This is a genomic window from Thermoanaerobacter siderophilus SR4, from assembly GCF_000262445.1.
GTDB lineage: Bacteria > Bacillota > Thermoanaerobacteria > Thermoanaerobacterales > Thermoanaerobacteraceae > Thermoanaerobacter > Thermoanaerobacter ethanolicus.
The window spans coordinates 1,808,811-1,824,317 of the sequence record NZ_CM001486.1; the positions used below are offsets into that span (position 1 = coordinate 1,808,811).

At 35.8% G+C, this 15,507-nt stretch carries 15 protein-coding genes, 4 pseudogenes and 1 riboswitch; of the genes and pseudogenes, 17 read left to right on the forward strand and 2 right to left on the reverse strand.

Annotated features, from left to right (window positions below; all coding sequences use genetic code 11):
- Positions 1–734, forward strand: a pseudogene (locus tag THESIDRAFT1_RS13025) (group II intron maturase-specific domain-containing protein); the annotation flags it as partial.
- A 63-nt stretch (positions 735–797) separates the two neighbouring features.
- On the opposite strand, the gene queF reads toward THESIDRAFT1_RS13025, so the two are convergent.
- Together queF and THESIDRAFT1_RS08860 are read right to left on the reverse strand one after the other, a co-directional pair.
- Complete coding sequence (queF, locus tag THESIDRAFT1_RS08855) at positions 798–1,211, reverse strand: preQ(1) synthase (protein WP_006570162.1); 414 nt, start codon at positions 1,209–1,211, stop codon at positions 798–800.
- Positions 1,201–1,683 (reverse strand): QueT transporter family protein, encoded by a 483-nt coding sequence (locus tag THESIDRAFT1_RS08860; protein ID WP_006570163.1) that lies wholly within the window; start codon positions 1,681–1,683, stop codon positions 1,201–1,203. The genes queF and THESIDRAFT1_RS08860 overlap by 11 nt, the downstream gene beginning before the upstream one ends.
- A gap of 262 nt (positions 1,684–1,945) precedes the next feature.
- Between THESIDRAFT1_RS08860 and THESIDRAFT1_RS08865 the strand changes: the two genes are divergently transcribed.
- The 16 genes and pseudogenes from THESIDRAFT1_RS08865 to THESIDRAFT1_RS08940 all read left to right on the forward strand — a co-directional run bounded on the left by THESIDRAFT1_RS08865 (position 1,946) and on the right by THESIDRAFT1_RS08940 (position 15,435).
- A complete protein-coding gene (locus THESIDRAFT1_RS08865) occupies positions 1,946–2,317 on the forward strand; it encodes a LapA family protein (protein ID WP_003871516.1) in 372 nt (123 codons plus the stop codon).
- A 119-nt stretch (positions 2,318–2,436) separates the two neighbouring features.
- On the forward strand, positions 2,437–2,751 hold the full coding sequence (gene rplU / locus THESIDRAFT1_RS08870; RefSeq protein ID WP_003871517.1) for a 50S ribosomal protein L21: 315 nt from the start codon (positions 2,437–2,439) through the stop codon (positions 2,749–2,751).
- A gap of 3 nt (positions 2,752–2,754) precedes the next feature.
- On the forward strand, positions 2,755–3,093 hold the full coding sequence (locus tag THESIDRAFT1_RS08875) for a ribosomal-processing cysteine protease Prp (protein WP_003871518.1): 339 nt from the start codon (positions 2,755–2,757) through the stop codon (positions 3,091–3,093).
- Positions 3,090–3,377 (forward strand): 50S ribosomal protein L27, encoded by a 288-nt coding sequence (gene rpmA / locus THESIDRAFT1_RS08880; RefSeq protein ID WP_006570164.1) that lies wholly within the window; start codon positions 3,090–3,092, stop codon positions 3,375–3,377. The genes THESIDRAFT1_RS08875 and rpmA overlap by 4 nt, the downstream gene beginning before the upstream one ends.
- A gap of 54 nt (positions 3,378–3,431) precedes the next feature.
- On the forward strand, positions 3,432–3,647 hold the full coding sequence (locus THESIDRAFT1_RS08885) for a Spo0B domain-containing protein (protein ID WP_028986104.1): 216 nt from the start codon (positions 3,432–3,434) through the stop codon (positions 3,645–3,647).
- 44 nt (positions 3,648–3,691) lie between these two features.
- Positions 3,692–4,962, forward strand: a pseudogene (obgE, locus tag THESIDRAFT1_RS08890) (GTPase ObgE).
- Between the two features lie 451 nt (positions 4,963–5,413).
- Positions 5,414–6,813: pseudogene (ltrA, locus tag THESIDRAFT1_RS08895) on the forward strand (group II intron reverse transcriptase/maturase).
- 181 nt (positions 6,814–6,994) lie between these two features.
- Positions 6,995–7,173: riboswitch (Lysine riboswitch) on the forward strand.
- Positions 7,174–7,288: 115 nt separating this feature from the next.
- Positions 7,289–7,675, forward strand: coding sequence for a 3-aminobutyryl-CoA ammonia lyase (kal, locus tag THESIDRAFT1_RS08905; protein ID WP_006570165.1), 387 nt, complete (start codon positions 7,289–7,291; stop codon positions 7,673–7,675).
- 17 nt (positions 7,676–7,692) lie between these two features.
- On the forward strand, positions 7,693–8,529 hold the full coding sequence (kce, locus tag THESIDRAFT1_RS08910) for a 3-keto-5-aminohexanoate cleavage enzyme (RefSeq protein ID WP_006570166.1): 837 nt from the start codon (positions 7,693–7,695) through the stop codon (positions 8,527–8,529).
- Between the two features lie 28 nt (positions 8,530–8,557).
- Positions 8,558–9,241, forward strand: coding sequence for an L-erythro-3,5-diaminohexanoate dehydrogenase (kdd, locus tag THESIDRAFT1_RS08915; protein ID WP_279624997.1), 684 nt, complete (start codon positions 8,558–8,560; stop codon positions 9,239–9,241).
- Between the two features lie 50 nt (positions 9,242–9,291).
- A complete protein-coding gene (locus THESIDRAFT1_RS15195) occupies positions 9,292–9,597 on the forward strand; it encodes a hypothetical protein (RefSeq protein WP_279624998.1) in 306 nt (101 codons plus the stop codon).
- Between the two features lie 34 nt (positions 9,598–9,631).
- On the forward strand, positions 9,632–10,885 hold the full coding sequence (gene kamA, locus THESIDRAFT1_RS08920) for a lysine 2,3-aminomutase (RefSeq protein WP_244262621.1): 1,254 nt from the start codon (positions 9,632–9,634) through the stop codon (positions 10,883–10,885).
- A complete protein-coding gene (gene kamB, locus THESIDRAFT1_RS08925) occupies positions 10,878–11,900 on the forward strand; it encodes a lysine 5,6-aminomutase reactivase subunit KamB (RefSeq protein WP_006570169.1) in 1,023 nt (340 codons plus the stop codon). The genes kamA and kamB overlap by 8 nt, the downstream gene beginning before the upstream one ends.
- A complete protein-coding gene (kamC, locus tag THESIDRAFT1_RS08930) occupies positions 11,890–13,398 on the forward strand; it encodes a lysine 5,6-aminomutase reactivase ATPase KamC (RefSeq protein WP_006570170.1) in 1,509 nt (502 codons plus the stop codon). Before kamB ends, kamC begins: the two co-directional genes overlap by 11 nt.
- Before the next feature lie 25 nt (positions 13,399–13,423).
- Complete coding sequence (locus tag THESIDRAFT1_RS08935; RefSeq protein WP_006570171.1) at positions 13,424–14,017, forward strand: IS607 family transposase; 594 nt, start codon at positions 13,424–13,426, stop codon at positions 14,015–14,017.
- Positions 13,998–15,435 (forward strand): annotated as a pseudogene (locus THESIDRAFT1_RS08940) (IS200/IS605 family accessory protein TnpB-related protein). The gene THESIDRAFT1_RS08935 and the pseudogene THESIDRAFT1_RS08940 overlap by 20 nt, the downstream one beginning before the upstream one ends.
- Positions 15,436–15,507 lie beyond the last annotated feature (72 nt).

Below are 15,507 nucleotides of genomic sequence, written 5' to 3' on the forward strand. Positions count from 1 at the left end.
GAATCAAAATATCAACAGAAGAAGGGACACCCCAAGGAGGGCCATTAAGTCCCCTATTAGCAAACATAATGTTGGACGAACTAGACAAAGAACTTGAAAGGAGAGGGCACAAATTCTGCCGATATGCAGATGACTGCAACATATATGTAAAAAGCAGGTCTGCAGGAAACAGAGTAATGAAGAGCAATAAAGAAATTCAATAGAAAAGACAAAATTAAAACTAAAAGTACAACGAAAGACAAAAAGTGCTGTAGATAGACCATGGAGAAGAAAATTTCTTGGATTTTCATTCTACACAAAAGAAAACGAAGTAAGAATAAGAATCCATGAAAATCCATCAAAAGGTTTAAGGAAAAGTAAGAGAAATAACCAATCGGAACAAGGGAATAAGCATGGAAAACAGAATAAAAAGACTAAATCAAATAACAACAGGATGGGTCAACTATTTTGGATTAGCAGACGCGAAAAGCATAATGAAAACCCTTGACGAATGGATAAGGCGAAGACTAAGGGCATGTATATGGAAACAATGGAAGAAGATAAAAACGAAGCATGATAACTTAGTAAAACTAGGAGTAGAAGAACAAAAAGCCTGGGAATACGCCAATACAAGGAAAGGCTACTGGAGAATATCCAATAGCCCAATCCTAAATAAGACTCTTACAAATAAATACTTTGAAAGCATAGGTTATAAGAGTTTATCCCAAAGATATCTAATTGTACACAATTCCTAATGAACCGCCGTATACCGAACGGTACGTACGGTGGTGTGAGAGGACGCTGAATAAAATAATTATTCAGCTCCTACTCGATTTTTCTTTTTCATATTTTGCCACAATTCTCGTGGCTATTCCACCTCTTTCTTGAAACTCACCTATTACTTCCATAAATTTTGGCTGTAGAAGTTCAACTAAGTCATCTAAAATTCTATTTATAGCATGTTCTTGCAGTATACCTACATTTCTATAGGAGGTGAGATAATACTTTAAAGATTTAAGTTCTACTAATTTTTTAGAAGGTATATATCTTATAGTAAGTTTTGCATTGTCAGGTAATCCTGTCCAAGGGCAAACAGAAGAAAATTCATTAGTGATATATTCCACAATAGTATTTTTTTCAGGGTATTCATATTCAATCGATTCTAAAACTTCTTTGTCAATCTTTTCATAACCGTAAGTGTCAAATCTTCTCTCTTTATATTTATCTGTCAAATTTCACAACTCCTTTCTTTTCAATTGTAAAAAGCAAAAAATATCCCGTTACCAAAAGTACAGTTTCAGCCAATCCTACGCTTAAGAAAGTTGGAATAAATGGTATATTGGCAGAGATATTTAAAGTGATTCCAACAGATGCTGCAATCCAAAGAGCTACGAATACAACACCTACCAATTTGTGAGTAGCTCTTCCAATGTAGTATCCAATTGTACAACCGATTAAGTTTGAAAGAGGCATAAAAATTAGCTCCATTGTGCCAGCAAATGGGCTAAACAAATTTGCAAAAAAATTTCCTATCATCATGGAAATGGCATATTTTTTATTGAATACTACAATGGATTTTGTAATTTCCCCTACGCGAAACTGAAGGGGTAAAAATGAAATAGAAGAAAATATAACTGTGAGTACAAAATAAATTGCCGCGACCAGAGCAATTTCTGCTAGATCTTTTATTCTTTTTTTGGACACAAAATTACCTCCTTTGTTTTGTTAACTGGGGTTACTGCGACCCAGGTGAGCATTTTGCTCACTATAATCAATTTTAACACAACTACTGGAGTAGTTTCAACATAAAAACTTTTTCTATCAATTAAATGATAAAAGTAAACAATGATGTTTTTGTCATTATCGAAAAATTTATAATTTTTATTGACAATAATAATTTGTATAATTTATCATAAAGGTAGAAAGGTGTTAATGAGTGTTACTGAAGATGGGGGAGGTGAATTTTGTGAAGGGGCAATATTATACAATATTAGCTTTGATATTCGCAATTATAGTAGCGATTTTTGCTATTTCTAATGCTGGACCTGTGGATATAAGTTTTTTGTATTGGCATTATTCAATTTCTCAAGCTTTAGTAATTTTATTGTCAGCAGCTATTGGAGCTATAATTGTGGGGACAATAGGTTTGTTTGGACAAATTCGCTATAGCGTAACGATAAGAGGACTTAACAATAGGATAAAAGAATTGGAAAAAGAAAAGGAAGAATTGAATCAAAAGGTTATAGAATTGCAAAACTATAAATTAGCGGAAGAAAAAACGAAGGAACAAAGCGATGGCAAGGAAGAGGAGGAAGAAAAAGGAACACAAACTCTTTAGTCGATTTTTAATTGACAAGTGATATTTTATTATGTTAAAATATCACTTGCGGCCGCTCGGGACGGGTTTTTAAATTTTTACCTTGTTTCCCGGCGAGACTGGATGGAGGAGGTGCAAAGATGTACGCAATAATCGAAACTGGCGGAAAACAGTATATGGTTCGTGAAGGAGATGTTCTTGCAGTAGAAAAGTTAAATTATCCAGAAGGAGAAGTTATTTCTTTTGACAAAGTTTTGGCTGTGTCAAAAGAGGACGGTAATGTAGAGTTTGGCAAACCCTATTTAGAAAATGTTAAGGTTAATGCCAAGGTTTTAGAGCATGGGAAAGGACCAAAAATAAGAGTTTTTAAGTATAAGCCAAAGAAAAATTATAGAAGAAGACAAGGACATCGACAACCTTACACAAAAGTACAGATTGAAAAAATAATTCAGTAAGCCATGATTAGAGTAGAAATATTGAGAGATCCAAAAGGGGATATTTATAAATTTAATATAAAAGGACATGCAGGTTTCGATGAGTACGGAAAGGACATCATATGTGCAGCTGTTTCTGCTATATCTCAGACAGCGGTGCTGGGAATAGAGGCGTTAAAAACTGTTAAAATAAAGAAAAAAATAGAAAGTGGCGATTTGCAGATTGACATTATTGATAAAGGTTTGGCAGAAGATGATATACGATTAAAAGCTATTCTGGAGACTATGGTTTTAGGCCTTAAAGATATTGAAGCGGATTATCCTGAATATGTAAGGGTTATGGATAGGAGGTGCAAAAAATGAAACTCCAACTTTTTGCTCATAAAAAGGGTGTTGGAAGTTCCAGAAACGGTCGTGATAGTGAATCTAAGCGTTTGGGAGTAAAAAGGGCAGATGGCCAATTTGTATTAGCTGGTAATATCCTTGTAAGACAAAGAGGAACTAAAATACATCCAGGTGTAAATGTAGGAAAAGGAAAAGACGATACACTTTTTGCATTAATTGATGGATATGTTACTTTTGAAAGAAAAGGCCGCGACAAAAAACAAGTAAGTGTTTATCCAGAAAGGAAAGCTGCGCAGAATTAAATCCTGGTTTATACCAGGATTTTTTCATAAATAATAATAGAAAGTGGTGGAAAAATGGTGTCAGATGTGGAGTTATTGGTAGACTACATCAAACGAAGCAGACATGAACTTTTAAATGATTTACAAGTGGTATTAGGGTATGCTCAACTGGGGAAATTAGATAAAGTGATTGAATCTCTTCACATTGCAATTGACCACCTTAATAGAGAAAGAGATATTTTTAATTCCGAGAATGCAGAAGAGATTATAAAAAATATCTTAGAGGGGTAAAAAATTTTGAAAAGTATATACTATAAAGGAAGGCAGGTGAAAGAATGTTTATAGACACGGCAAGGATATACATAAAAGCTGGAGACGGTGGAAATGGAATTATATCTTTTAGAAGGGAAAAATACGTTGCTTATGGTGGGCCGGACGGTGGCGACGGAGGAAAAGGTGGAGATGTAATATTTGTAGCAGATCCTAATTTGTCTACTTTGTTAGATTTTAAATACAGAAAAAAGTACATTGCGCAAAACGGAGAAAATGGTAGAGGTAAAAATCAATATGGCAAAAACGGAGAAGATTTGTACATAAAAGTTCCTGTAGGAACCTTGATAATTAACGATGAAACAGGAGAAATCATAGCTGACCTTGTAAAACCTAATCAAAAGGCTATTGTTTTACGGGGAGGTAAGGGAGGAAGAGGGAATACTAAATTTGCTACTTCTACTTTGAAGACTCCTCGTTTTGCTGAAAGCGGTGAAAAAGGCAAAGAAATGTGGGTACGATTGGAGTTGAAGCTTCTTGCTGATGTGGGATTAATAGGATTCCCAAATGCAGGTAAATCTACTCTTTTAGCCAGTTGCACAAGAGCAAAGCCTAAAATTGCCAATTATCCTTTTACTACCCTGACACCCAATTTAGGAGTTGTAGAGTATAAAGGGAAATCTTTTGTAATGGCAGATATTCCAGGTTTAATTGAAGGAGCTCACAGAGGCGAAGGATTAGGTCATGACTTTTTGAGGCACATTGAAAGGACAAAAATGTTGATACACGTTGTGGATGTATCTGGAAATGAGGGACGAGACCCTATAGAAGATTTTGAGAAGATAAATGAAGAGCTTAAACTCTACAGTGAAAGATTACTTACTTTGCCTCAAATTGTTGCTGCAAATAAAATTGATTTACAAAGTGGTAGAGAAAATTACCCTGATTTTGAAAAAGAAATTAAAAAAGAGGTTATGATGTATATCCTATATCTGCTTTGACAAAAGAGGGTATTGACAAACTTTTGGACAAGACTATAGAAATTCTTTCTTCTATTCCGGTTGAGGAGATAAAGGAAGTACCAGAAGTTATTGTTTATACACCTCCTGAAGAGGAAGAAACTCTCAATATAGAAGTAAAAGATAATACCTATTATCTTAGCGGTACAAAAATTGACAAACTTTTAAAAAGAGTAAATTTACAAGATGAGCATTCTTTAAGGTACTTTGAAATGCTTCTTAGAAAGAGCGGGGTAATAGATGCTCTTAAGGAAAAGGGATTTAAAAGTGGCGATACAATAAATGTGAGAGATTTTGAATTTGAATACTATGAATAAAAGTGGAATTTGATTCCACTTTTATTATTACGTGCGCCCGGCATGGGCGATAACTAGGCGGTGAAAGTCCGCTGTGGGCTTGGTAGTGGGAACCACTAGCCAAGAGCAAGGGTGTCCATCGTGAGGTGGAATCTGAAGGAAGCTTAAGGCAAAATCTCGGTCTGATGAACAAGAACCAGATAAGAGGCTGAATTGGGATGGATGAGTTTGCGTAACAAAACGAAGTCCAACACTACCCGAATCCCATACAGTAAATCTGGCAGATATATGAGATGAAAGTTATCGTTCTTACCCGGGGAGGTCTCAAGGATAAGTCATGGAAGTAAAATCTGAAGTGACAACCCATACAGTGATGTATGGTTGAACCTTGAGAAGTCAGCAGAGGTCATAGTACTTATCTAGACATGAATAGATAAGGAAGGACCGAACGTTAGGAGGTTTTGGAAATCTTATGGACTCGAAAGATATGCAGAGACTGCAGACAACTCAACAAAGAGGCTATCCGTTGAATAGAGAAATGGAATTTCAAAAGACAACGGAAGTGCATAGTATATCATCGGCGTCGGAAGATGGAAGAAACGAGGTACAAAGATATACCGGCAAGATGCTTGAAATGATAGTAGAACGAAGGAACATGGAAGCAGCATACAAGCGCGTTGTTGCAAATAAAGGAAGCCATGGAGTCGATGGGATGGAAGTAGATGAACTTCTACCGTATCTCAAAGAAAACTGGCCAACCATAAAACAACAACTGCTGGAGGGGAAATACAAACCACAACCAGTGCGAAGAGTAGAAATTCCCAAACCAGATGGAGGAGTAAGACTACTAGGAATACCTACAGCACTAGATAGACTAATACAACAAGCAATAGCCCAAATACTAAATAGAGTCTACAACCATACATTTTCTGATAGCAGTTATGGATTCAGACCAGGACGCAGTGCAAAAGACGCAATAAAAGCCGCAGAAGCATACATAAATGAAGGATACACATGGGTTGTAGATATGGACTTAGAAAAGTTCTTTGACAGAGTAAACCACGACATAATAATGTCCAAACTAGAAAAGCGGATAGGAGATAAAAGGGTACTAAAGTTAATACGAAGATACCTAGAATCAGGAGTAATGATAAACGGAATCAAAGTATCAACAGAAGAAGGGACACCCCAAGGAGGGCCATTAAGTCCCCTATTAGCAAACATAATGTTGGACGAACTAGACAAAGAACTTGAGAAACGAGGGCATAAATTCTGCCGATATGCAGATGACTGCAACATATATGTAAAAAGCAGGTCTGCAGGAAACAGAGTAATGAAGAGCATAAGAAATTCATAGAAAGCAAATTAAACTAAAAGTCAACGAAGCAAAAGTGCTGTAGATAGACCATGGAGAAGAAATTCTTGGATTTCATTCTATACAAAGAAACGAAGTAAGAATAAGAATCCATGAAAATCCATCAAAGGTTTAAGGAAAAGTAAGAGAAATAACCAATCGGAACAAGGGAATAAGCATGGAAAACAGAATAAAAGACTAAATCAAATAACAACAGGATGGGTCAACTATTTTGGATTAGCAGACGCGAAAAGCATAATGAAAACCCTTGACGAATGGATAAGGCGAAGACTAAGGGCATGTATATGGAAACAATGGAAGAAGATAAAAACGAAGCATGATAACTTAGTAAAACTAGGAGTAGAAGAACAAAAAGCCTGGGAATACGCCAATACAAGGAAGGCTACTGGAGAATATCCAATAGCCCAATCCTAAATAAGACTCTTACAAATAAATACTTTGAAAGCATAGGTTATAAGAGTTTATCCCAAAGATATCTAATTGTACACAATTCCTAATGAACCGCCGTATACCGAACGGTACGTACGGTGGTGTGAGAGGACGCTGAATAAAATAATTATTCAGCTCCTACTCGATAAAAATTTTTGATATTGTATTGTCAAAAATTTTTTGGGTGTGATATAATATATTATAGATGATAAGCTTTACATTAATTTTGAAAACTTAATAGCTTTTAATAGCATAAATAGAGGAGCGGGCAAGCAGGTACCTACAAGGTGTTAAGGAGAAGAACCTCCAATACTTGTGGCGAAGGTTTGTCTGCCGAAAGGGTATACTTGTTCTTGAGTATATCCTTGGGGGTGAGAACAAAACTCATCACTGTCATGGGTGAGGGCCCATGGAGCGCTATTTATGCAGTGAAAAGATTTTCATTGCATAAATAGCGCTTTTCTTTGTCAAAAAGGCTATTTAGGCACTGAAAATCTTTCAGTGCTTTTATTTTTACAAAGAAAAAGTAAAGGGGGGATTGGTTTGAAGGCAATAATAAGAGTGCGGATGAGTATGCACGATGCCCACTATGGTGGAAATCTTGTTGATGGGGCAAGAATTTTAAACCTTTTTGGGGATGTTGCAACAGAACTTTTGATACGGCATGATGGAGATGAAGGACTTTTTAGAGCCTATGACAATGTTGAATTTCTCGCACCAGTGTATGCAGGAGATTTTATAGAAGCTACAGGTGAAATAGTAGAAGTGGGCAATACTTCGAGGAAAATGGTGTTTGAAGCCAAAAAGGTGATAGCAGCAAGGCCTGACATTAGCGATTCGGCGGCAGAAGTTTTAAATAAACCAATCGTTGTATGTAGAGCCAGTGGTACATGCGTAGTTCCAAAGGATAAGCAAAGGTATAAGAAATAAAGATGGGGGGATAGGCAGTGGAAAAATTGATAATAACTGCTGCCATATGTGGAGCAGAAGTCACAAAAAAACACAATCCAAATGTACCATATACAGTAGAAGAAATTGCAAGAGAAGCGGAATCAGCGTACAACGCAGGGGCAAGCATTATTCATTTGCACGTCCGTTATGATGATGGAACACCTACACAAGACAAAGAGAGATTTAGAGAGTGTATCGAAGCCATAAAGGCGAGATGTCCAGATGTGATAATTCAGCCCTCAACTGGTGGAGCTGTTGGTATGACCAGTGAAGAAAGGCTTCAACCTATTTATTTACAGCCAGAAATGGCATCTTTAGATTGTGGTACTTTAAATTTTGGTGGAGATGAAATATTTGCAAATACTGAAAATATGATAATTGAGTTTGCACTTAAAATGAATGAGTTGTCAATAAAGCCTGAACTTGAGGTATTTGACAAAGGTATGATTGATACAGCAATAAGGCTTCACAAAAAAGGATACATAAAAGCGCCTATGCATTTCAATTTTGTGATGGGAGTAAACGGTGGAATATCGGGCGAAATGAGAGACTTCCTGTTTTTAAAAGAAAGTATTCCAGAAGGCAGCACTTTTACTGCAACTGGGATAGGAAGATATGAATTTCCAGTTGCCACAATGGCTATACTGACTGGTGGGCATGTAAGAGTTGGTTTTGAAGATAACGTATACATTTCTAAAGGAGTCCTTGCTAAATCCAATGGAGAATTAGTAGAAAAAGTTGTAAGGATTGCAAGAGAATTAGGAAAGGAAATTGCAACCCCTGATGAGGCAAGAAAGATATTGGGATTAGGGGTAAAATACATGGAGGTTTAATTTTAAAGGAAGGTAGGAGGAGTTATATATGATGGGATGTAAATATGGAACACATCGCGTAATTGAACCAAAAGGGGTTTTGCCACAAGCGGCATACAAGATTTCCAACGATATGGATACAATTTATGATAATGAAATTTTAATAGATGTGATGGCGTTGAATATAGATTCTGCAAGTTTTACACAGCTTAAAGAAGAAGCTGGCGGAGATGTGGAAAAAATCAAGGCAAAAATTTTTCAAATTGTAAATGAAAGGGGAAAAATGCAAAACCCCGTTACAGGCTCTGGGGGAATGCTTATAGGCCGTGTTGAAAAAATAGGAGATGCACTACTCGGCAAGAGGGACTTAAAAATAGGGGATAAGATAGCGACATTAGTTTCTCTTACACTTACTCCTCTTAGAATAGATGAGATTTTATCCGTCAAACTCGATATAGACAGAGTTGAAATAAAGGGCAAAGCTATACTTTTTGAAAGCGGAATTTATGCTAAACTTCCTGATGACATGGAAGAAACATTAGCTTTGGCTGCTTTAGATGTAGCAGGAGCGCCTGCTCAAACCGCAAAGCTTGTAAAACCAGGTCAGAGTGTTTTAGTGCTTGGAGCTAATGGGAAGTCAGGAATGCTTTGCTGTTATGAGGCTAAAAAAAGAGTAGGACCGACTGGCAAAGTTATAGGAGTTGTGAGAAGAGAAGAAGCAAAGAAAAATTAGAGGAATTAGACATTTGCCATAAGATTATAATCGCTGATGCGCAAAAACCAGTGGAGGTTCTAAATAAAACTCTAGAAGCAAACGGAGGAAAAGAAGTAGATATTGCTATAAACTGTGTAAATATCCCAAACACAGAGATGTCCACTATTTTGCCTGTAAGAGATGAAGGAATTGCCTATTTCTTCTCAATGGCGACAAATTTCACAAAAGCAGCTTTAGGTGCAGAAGGCGTAGGAAAAGATATCACGATGATAATAGGAAATGGCTATACAAAAGATCATGCAGAAATCACTCTGCAAGAATTGAGAGAGAATGAAAAGCTGAGGAAAGTTTTTGAAGAAATGTATGCTAAGTGAGGCAGAGGTAAATTAAATGGGGGGATTTTTAAAAATGAGAGTTAATAGGAGATATGAGCTTTTCGGCCATGTGTCGGACGAAGAGTGGAACGATTGGAAGTGGCAAATTAGAAACCGAATAGAGACAGTGGAAGAACTTAAAAAATATTTGCCTTTGACACAAGAGGAAGAACAAGCGATTTCTAAGACTTTGCAGACTTTGAGAATGGCTATAACGCCATATTACCTTTCTTTAATAGATCCAAACGATCCAAATGACCCTATAAGAAAGAGAGCGGTTCCTACTATAAATGAACTTTACAGGGCTTCCGAAGATTTGGTAGATCCACTTAGTGAAGATGTAGATTCACCAGTGCCGGGGCTTACTCACAGATATCCTGATAGGGTGCTGCTTCTTATAACAGACCAATGCTCTATGTATTGCAGACATTGCACGAGGAGAAGATTTGCAGGACAAACTGATGCGCCACTTCCAATGGATAAAATAGAGAGGGCCATCGAGTACATTGCTAAAACTCCGCAAATACGAGATGTACTTATTTCGGGGGGAGATCCACTTACTCTTTCAGATGATAGGTTAGAGAGGATTATAAAAAGGCTAAGAGAGATACCTCATGTAGAGATAATAAGAATAGGTTCCTCAACTCCTGTTGTGCTTCCACAAAGAATAACGCCCGAACTTGTTAATATGCTCAAAAAATATCATCCAATATGGTTAAATACTCATTTTAATCATCCTCACGAAATAACAGAGGATTCTAGGAGGGCCTGCGAAATGCTGGCAGATGCGGGAATTCCTCTTGGAAACCAGACGGTTCTTCTAAGGGGAGTAAATGATTGCGTACATGTCATGAAAAAACTTGTTCATGAATTGGTGAAAATAAGGGTAAGGCCCTATTATATTTACCAATGTGATTTGTCATTAGGGCTTTCCCACTTTAGGACTCCTGTTTCAAAGGGAATTGAAATTATTGAGGCTTTGAGAGGTCATACATCAGGATTTTGCGTTCCTACCTTTGTGGTAGATGCACCAGGCGGAGGAGGGAAAATTCCAGTAGGCCCCAATTATGTAATATCTCAAAGCCATGACAAAGTAGTTCTTAGAAATTATGAAGGAGTTATCACCACATATATAGAGCCACAAAATTATATGCCAGGTCCTTGTGTATGCGATGAGGAAAGACCAGAAGAAATAACTGGTGTTGCGGGTCTTCTCCAGCAAGACAAAATTGCTACAATAGAGCCTCAAGAATTAGAAAGGAAAAAGAGAAGGAGATTAGATGAGTAAAATACTTGAATTGCTGAAGGACTATCGTACTATTTCTATAATAGGTATGGCGAAAAATGTAGGGAAAACCACTGTGCTAAATTATATTTTGAGTAAGGCCAGGGGTAAATATACCCTTGGTCTTACCTCAATAGGAAGAGATGGAGAAGAGTATGACCAAGTAGCTTTTTTCCCCAAACCTCGAATTTACATAGCTAAAGGTAGCTATATAGCGACAGCGAAAGAGGCTTTGCTAAACAGCGATATTACTAAAGAAATAGTTGCAACTACAGGATTTGATACTCCAATGGGAGAAATAGTAATTGCTAAAGCATTAAGCGATGGTTATGTAGATTTAGCAGGACCATCTATAAATAGTGAAATGGCAAAAGTATGTAACCTTCTTTTGAAATTGGGTTGTGATAAAGCTATTATAGATGGAGCCTTAAGTAGAAAAACTCAGGCTTCTCCTTCTGTATCTGAAGCTACAATACTGGCTACAGGAGCAGCTTTGTCCTATGATATGGAGGAGACGATTAGAAAAACAGCTTTTACTGTGAAACTTTTGTCTATAGAGGCAGAAAAAGATAAAGAAATTTTAAAATTGGCGCAAAATATTTTAGATAACTCTCGTTTGGGTTTTATATACAAAGACAAGCGTTATAAAACGATAGAACTACCTACAGCTATAGATTCTTCTAAAGAGATTGTTGTAAATTTAGAAGGGGCCACTCATGTAATTATAAAGGGAGTGGTCTCTGATAAATTAATTGAAGATGTGATGAGAGGTACAGATAAGTATAAAGGAGTAGTGTTTCTTGCAGAAGACTCTACAAAGCTTTTTTTACAAGAAGAAACATTTTTAAAGTTTCAAAAGGGTGGTGGCATTTTAAAAGTACTAAAACCAGTAAATTTAGTTTGCGTTACTATAAATCCTGTCTCCTCTTTAAATTATCAGTATGACAAAAAGGAGTTTTTAGAGAGATTAAAAAAAGAAATCTCTATCCCTGTATTTGATGTAATGGGTGGTGATTAATATTAAATTTTTGACAGAAAAAGAAAGAGAGCAAATAGGCTTTAACTATATAATGGCTAAATTGCAGGTTATAACTCCTTATGGGAAAGAAGAGATGAAAAATGTAAAACCTTTTAAAAGAGAGGAAAAAGAAAAAGTTATAAAAGAGTATGACTATATTGAATTAATGAGAGGGAGTTTAGAAAAGGACAAAGAGTTGTTTTATAAAATTTTAAAAATACTTTTTAAGATAAAAGATATAAGAAATAGTGTAAAAAAGTGTAAAACTGGCGAAATTTTAGATGAAGTGGAGCTATACGAAATAAAAATATTTTGCCTTTTGAGTGAAGAACTGCGCACTTTTATAGAAAGATTAAAGATTGACATAGAAGATATAAAGCTAAAATCAGTAAAATCTATTTTAGATTTACTTGACCCTCAAAAAAAGAGGATTGCTACTTTTCACATTTATGATGAATATTCACAAAGGCTTAAAGAAATAAGAGAGAAAAAAAGGGAAATTGAAAGACAAATATTTTTAGAGACAGAAAAGGAAAAAATCGAAAAGTTAAAGGAAAAAAGATTAGAGATAGTGGTTTTAGAGCAACAGGAAGAGTTAGAAGTTAAAAAGAGGATTTCTAAAGAGTTGTTTAGCTACATCAGTATATTAGAAGCTAATATAAAAGCTATAGGTCGTTTTGATTTTTTGATGGCAAAAACTAAATTGTCAATGGAATATGGAGGAATAAAACCCAAGATAAATGAAGACTTAGAGATTAACTTTACGAATGTAATAAATCCTCAGGTTTCAGACATTTTAAAGGCTCAAGGCAAAAAATTTACTCCAATAAGTTTAAAGATAAAAAATGGAACTACTGTTATAACAGGTGCCAACATGGGAGGAAAAACTGTAGCATTAAAAACTATCACTCTTAATCTTTTATTAGGCATAATGGGGTTTTTTGTATTTGCTGAGGAAGCTTCCTTTCCTATTGTAGATTTTATACATTTTGTTTCTGAGGATTTACAGTCTGTATCAAGAGGATTAAGTAGTTTTGGAGCGGAAGTTATTAAATTAAAAGAAATAATAGAGGATGTAAAAAAAGGGAGTGGGTTTATTGCATTGGATGAGATAGCGAGGGGAACAAATCCAGAAGAGGGATTGTACATTGTAAAAGCTATTTCAAAGTATTTGAATAGTTTTCCTTCTATAACCGTATTAGCCACCCATTATGACGGTGTGGTAGAGGAAAATATGATTCATTATCAAGTAGTGGGGCTGAAAAATGTTGACTTTGAAATGCTAAAACAAAAAATTAGCATGAATAGAAGCAATTCGATAGAAATTCTTCAAGAATATATGGATTACAATTTGGAAAGGGCAGATTCTTTCTATGAAGTTCCAAAAGATGCTTTGAACATTTGTAGAATATTGGGCTTAGAAGAAGAAGTTATAAAACTTGCAGAAAAGTACTATGAGAAGGATGTCAAAACGGTTAAAATTGGTAGTAAAAAATGATATAATTTTAATTAGGTGATGATGGATGTTATTAACTATAAAAAAGGTTAAAGAGCTGTATGATATAAGCAGAATTACATTAATAAACTGGGAAAAGGAAGGATTAATAACCCCAGTTAGGACACCAAAAGGAAGAAGAAGGTACAAAAAAGAAGATATAGAGAAATTATTAGGTATGCTGGGAGAAAAACCAAAACCTAAAGTAGTTTTGTATGCAAGAGTGTCCACAAAAAAACAAGAAGAATATCTTAAGAATCAAATTAGAAGGCTTGAAGAATACGCTAATTCCCAAGGATGGCAGTATGAAGTCATATCCGAAATAGCAAGTGGAGTAAATGAAAATAGAAGAGGCTTATTAAAGCTTTTGAACAAGATAAAAAGAGGAGAAGTTGAAAAAGTTGTAATAGAATATCCTGATAGACTAGCGAGATTTGGCTTTGAATATCTCAAATTTTTCATGGAAAGCTTTGGGGTGGAGCTTATAGTTTTAGACGGGAAAGAAAACGAAGAAGATATAAATAAAGAGCTAGCAGAGGACTTAATAGCAATAGTAACATCTTTTGCAGCAAGAATTTACGGACAACGGGGTGGCAAAAAGCATGATAGTAATACAGGCTAAACTCATTTTTCTAAACCAACAGGACAAACAAATAGTATTAGACTTAATGAGAAGATGGTCGTCCTGCATGAGATTTGCATACAAAAGGCTTCTAGAAGGTTATGATAGAAAAACATTAAAAAGGGACCTTCCGAGAACTTTCAATTTAAACTCAAGGTATGTAGAAGATGCAATAATGAAAGCAAAAAGCACACTGGAATCTGCTAGAGAATTAGGCGAAAATCCAAAGAAAGTCATTTTTGGAGGAAGAGACTTGTTTGGAAAACTTCAAAAGCGCCATATAAATGGGAAAGAATATCAAAAGCTAAAAACAAAGTGGCAAGAAAGAAGAAAAGGAAATCTCTATTCAAGAGGAGATAAAAGCAAAAAAGGAAATCTCAACACAAGAATAGAAATAAAAGAAAATGGCACTTTCTTAAGGATAAATGTAGGGGAAAGAAAATACTTATACGCCAGAATAGAAGCAGGCTACAAAAAGAATAAGAGCAGAGGAGAACTTCTACAGGAAATTGCCCAATCAAACATACCCTACTCTGTAGAATTAAAACTTAAAAACGGCAGTATATACGCCTATTTTGCTATTGAAGAAGAATATCCAAAAATAAAAATAACAAAAGGAAAAGGAGTCATAGGAATAGATTTAAATGCATATCCAGACAACATATCATGGGCAGAGACAGATGAAAAAGGTAATCTAATAAGCTATGGCAGTATACCAATGCCAGAGCTTGCAAGTGGCAGTAAGGACAAAAAAGAATATTTCAGATGGCAATATGCTCATGAGATAGTAAAAATAGCAAAAGAGAAAGGAAAAGCAATAATAATTGAAGAATTAGAAATAAAAGAAAAAGGTAAAAGAGGAGATTTTTCAGGGAGAAAATCAAGAAGGATAAGACATAACTTTAGCTACAAATCACTTCTTTCAAAAATAAAAACACTAGCAAAAAGAGAAGGGATAGAAGTAATAGAGGTAGACCCTTCTTACACATCAATAATAGGAATGTTAAAATATGCACCGCAATACATGATAACGAAAGATATAGCAGCAGCCTATGTAATAGCAAGAAGAGGGTTGGGACTGCAAGAAAAGATACCAGATAATTATATAAAGTTTCTCAACGCATTGACTGTAGATGAATTAGAAGAATTAAAAGAACATGTAAAGAAAACAGTTAGAAATAAGCATATAAATAAAAAGCATTTAAGGGAAATAGATAAGGCAATAAAATTTTTACAAAGCCTTGAGAGTAAGCCAGGAAGGGTGCTAGAATCTCTGGATGGAACAAGTTTTAGTACCTATGATTTCTGGCGAGTTCTCAAGGTAGCGGTGGTAACGCCACTCTCCCCTGAGAGGGTATTAAGAGATGTCTCTGCCCTGAAGGGTGTATTACATTCGGGGCAAGTGGGGAGACCCGTAAGGACGTGAGTTCCTGCTTCTTGGGGCAGGGGCTATGGCTTTCCCAAATACCGCCTGCTGGGGCTGGGAAAGC

Bases quoted from the DNA above. Each gene is read 5' to 3' on its own strand.
- THESIDRAFT1_RS08935 (WP_006570171.1), top strand. From the start codon at position 13,424: ATGTTATTAACTATAAAAAAGGTTAAAGAGCTGTATGATATAAGCAGA.
- rplU (WP_003871517.1), top strand. From the start codon at position 2,437: ATGTACGCAATAATCGAAACTGGCGGAAAACAGTATATGGTTCGTGAA.
- THESIDRAFT1_RS08885 (WP_028986104.1), top strand. From the start codon at position 3,432: ATGGTGTCAGATGTGGAGTTATTGGTAGACTACATCAAACGAAGCAGA.
- rpmA (WP_006570164.1), top strand. From the start codon at position 3,090: ATGAAACTCCAACTTTTTGCTCATAAAAAGGGTGTTGGAAGTTCCAGA.
- kamA (WP_244262621.1), top strand. From the start codon at position 9,632: ATGAGAGTTAATAGGAGATATGAGCTTTTCGGCCATGTGTCGGACGAA.
- kdd (WP_279624997.1), top strand. From the start codon at position 8,558: ATGATGGGATGTAAATATGGAACACATCGCGTAATTGAACCAAAAGGG.
- kamB (WP_006570169.1), top strand. From the start codon at position 10,878: ATGAGTAAAATACTTGAATTGCTGAAGGACTATCGTACTATTTCTATA.
- THESIDRAFT1_RS08875 (WP_003871518.1), top strand. From the start codon at position 2,755: ATGATTAGAGTAGAAATATTGAGAGATCCAAAAGGGGATATTTATAAA.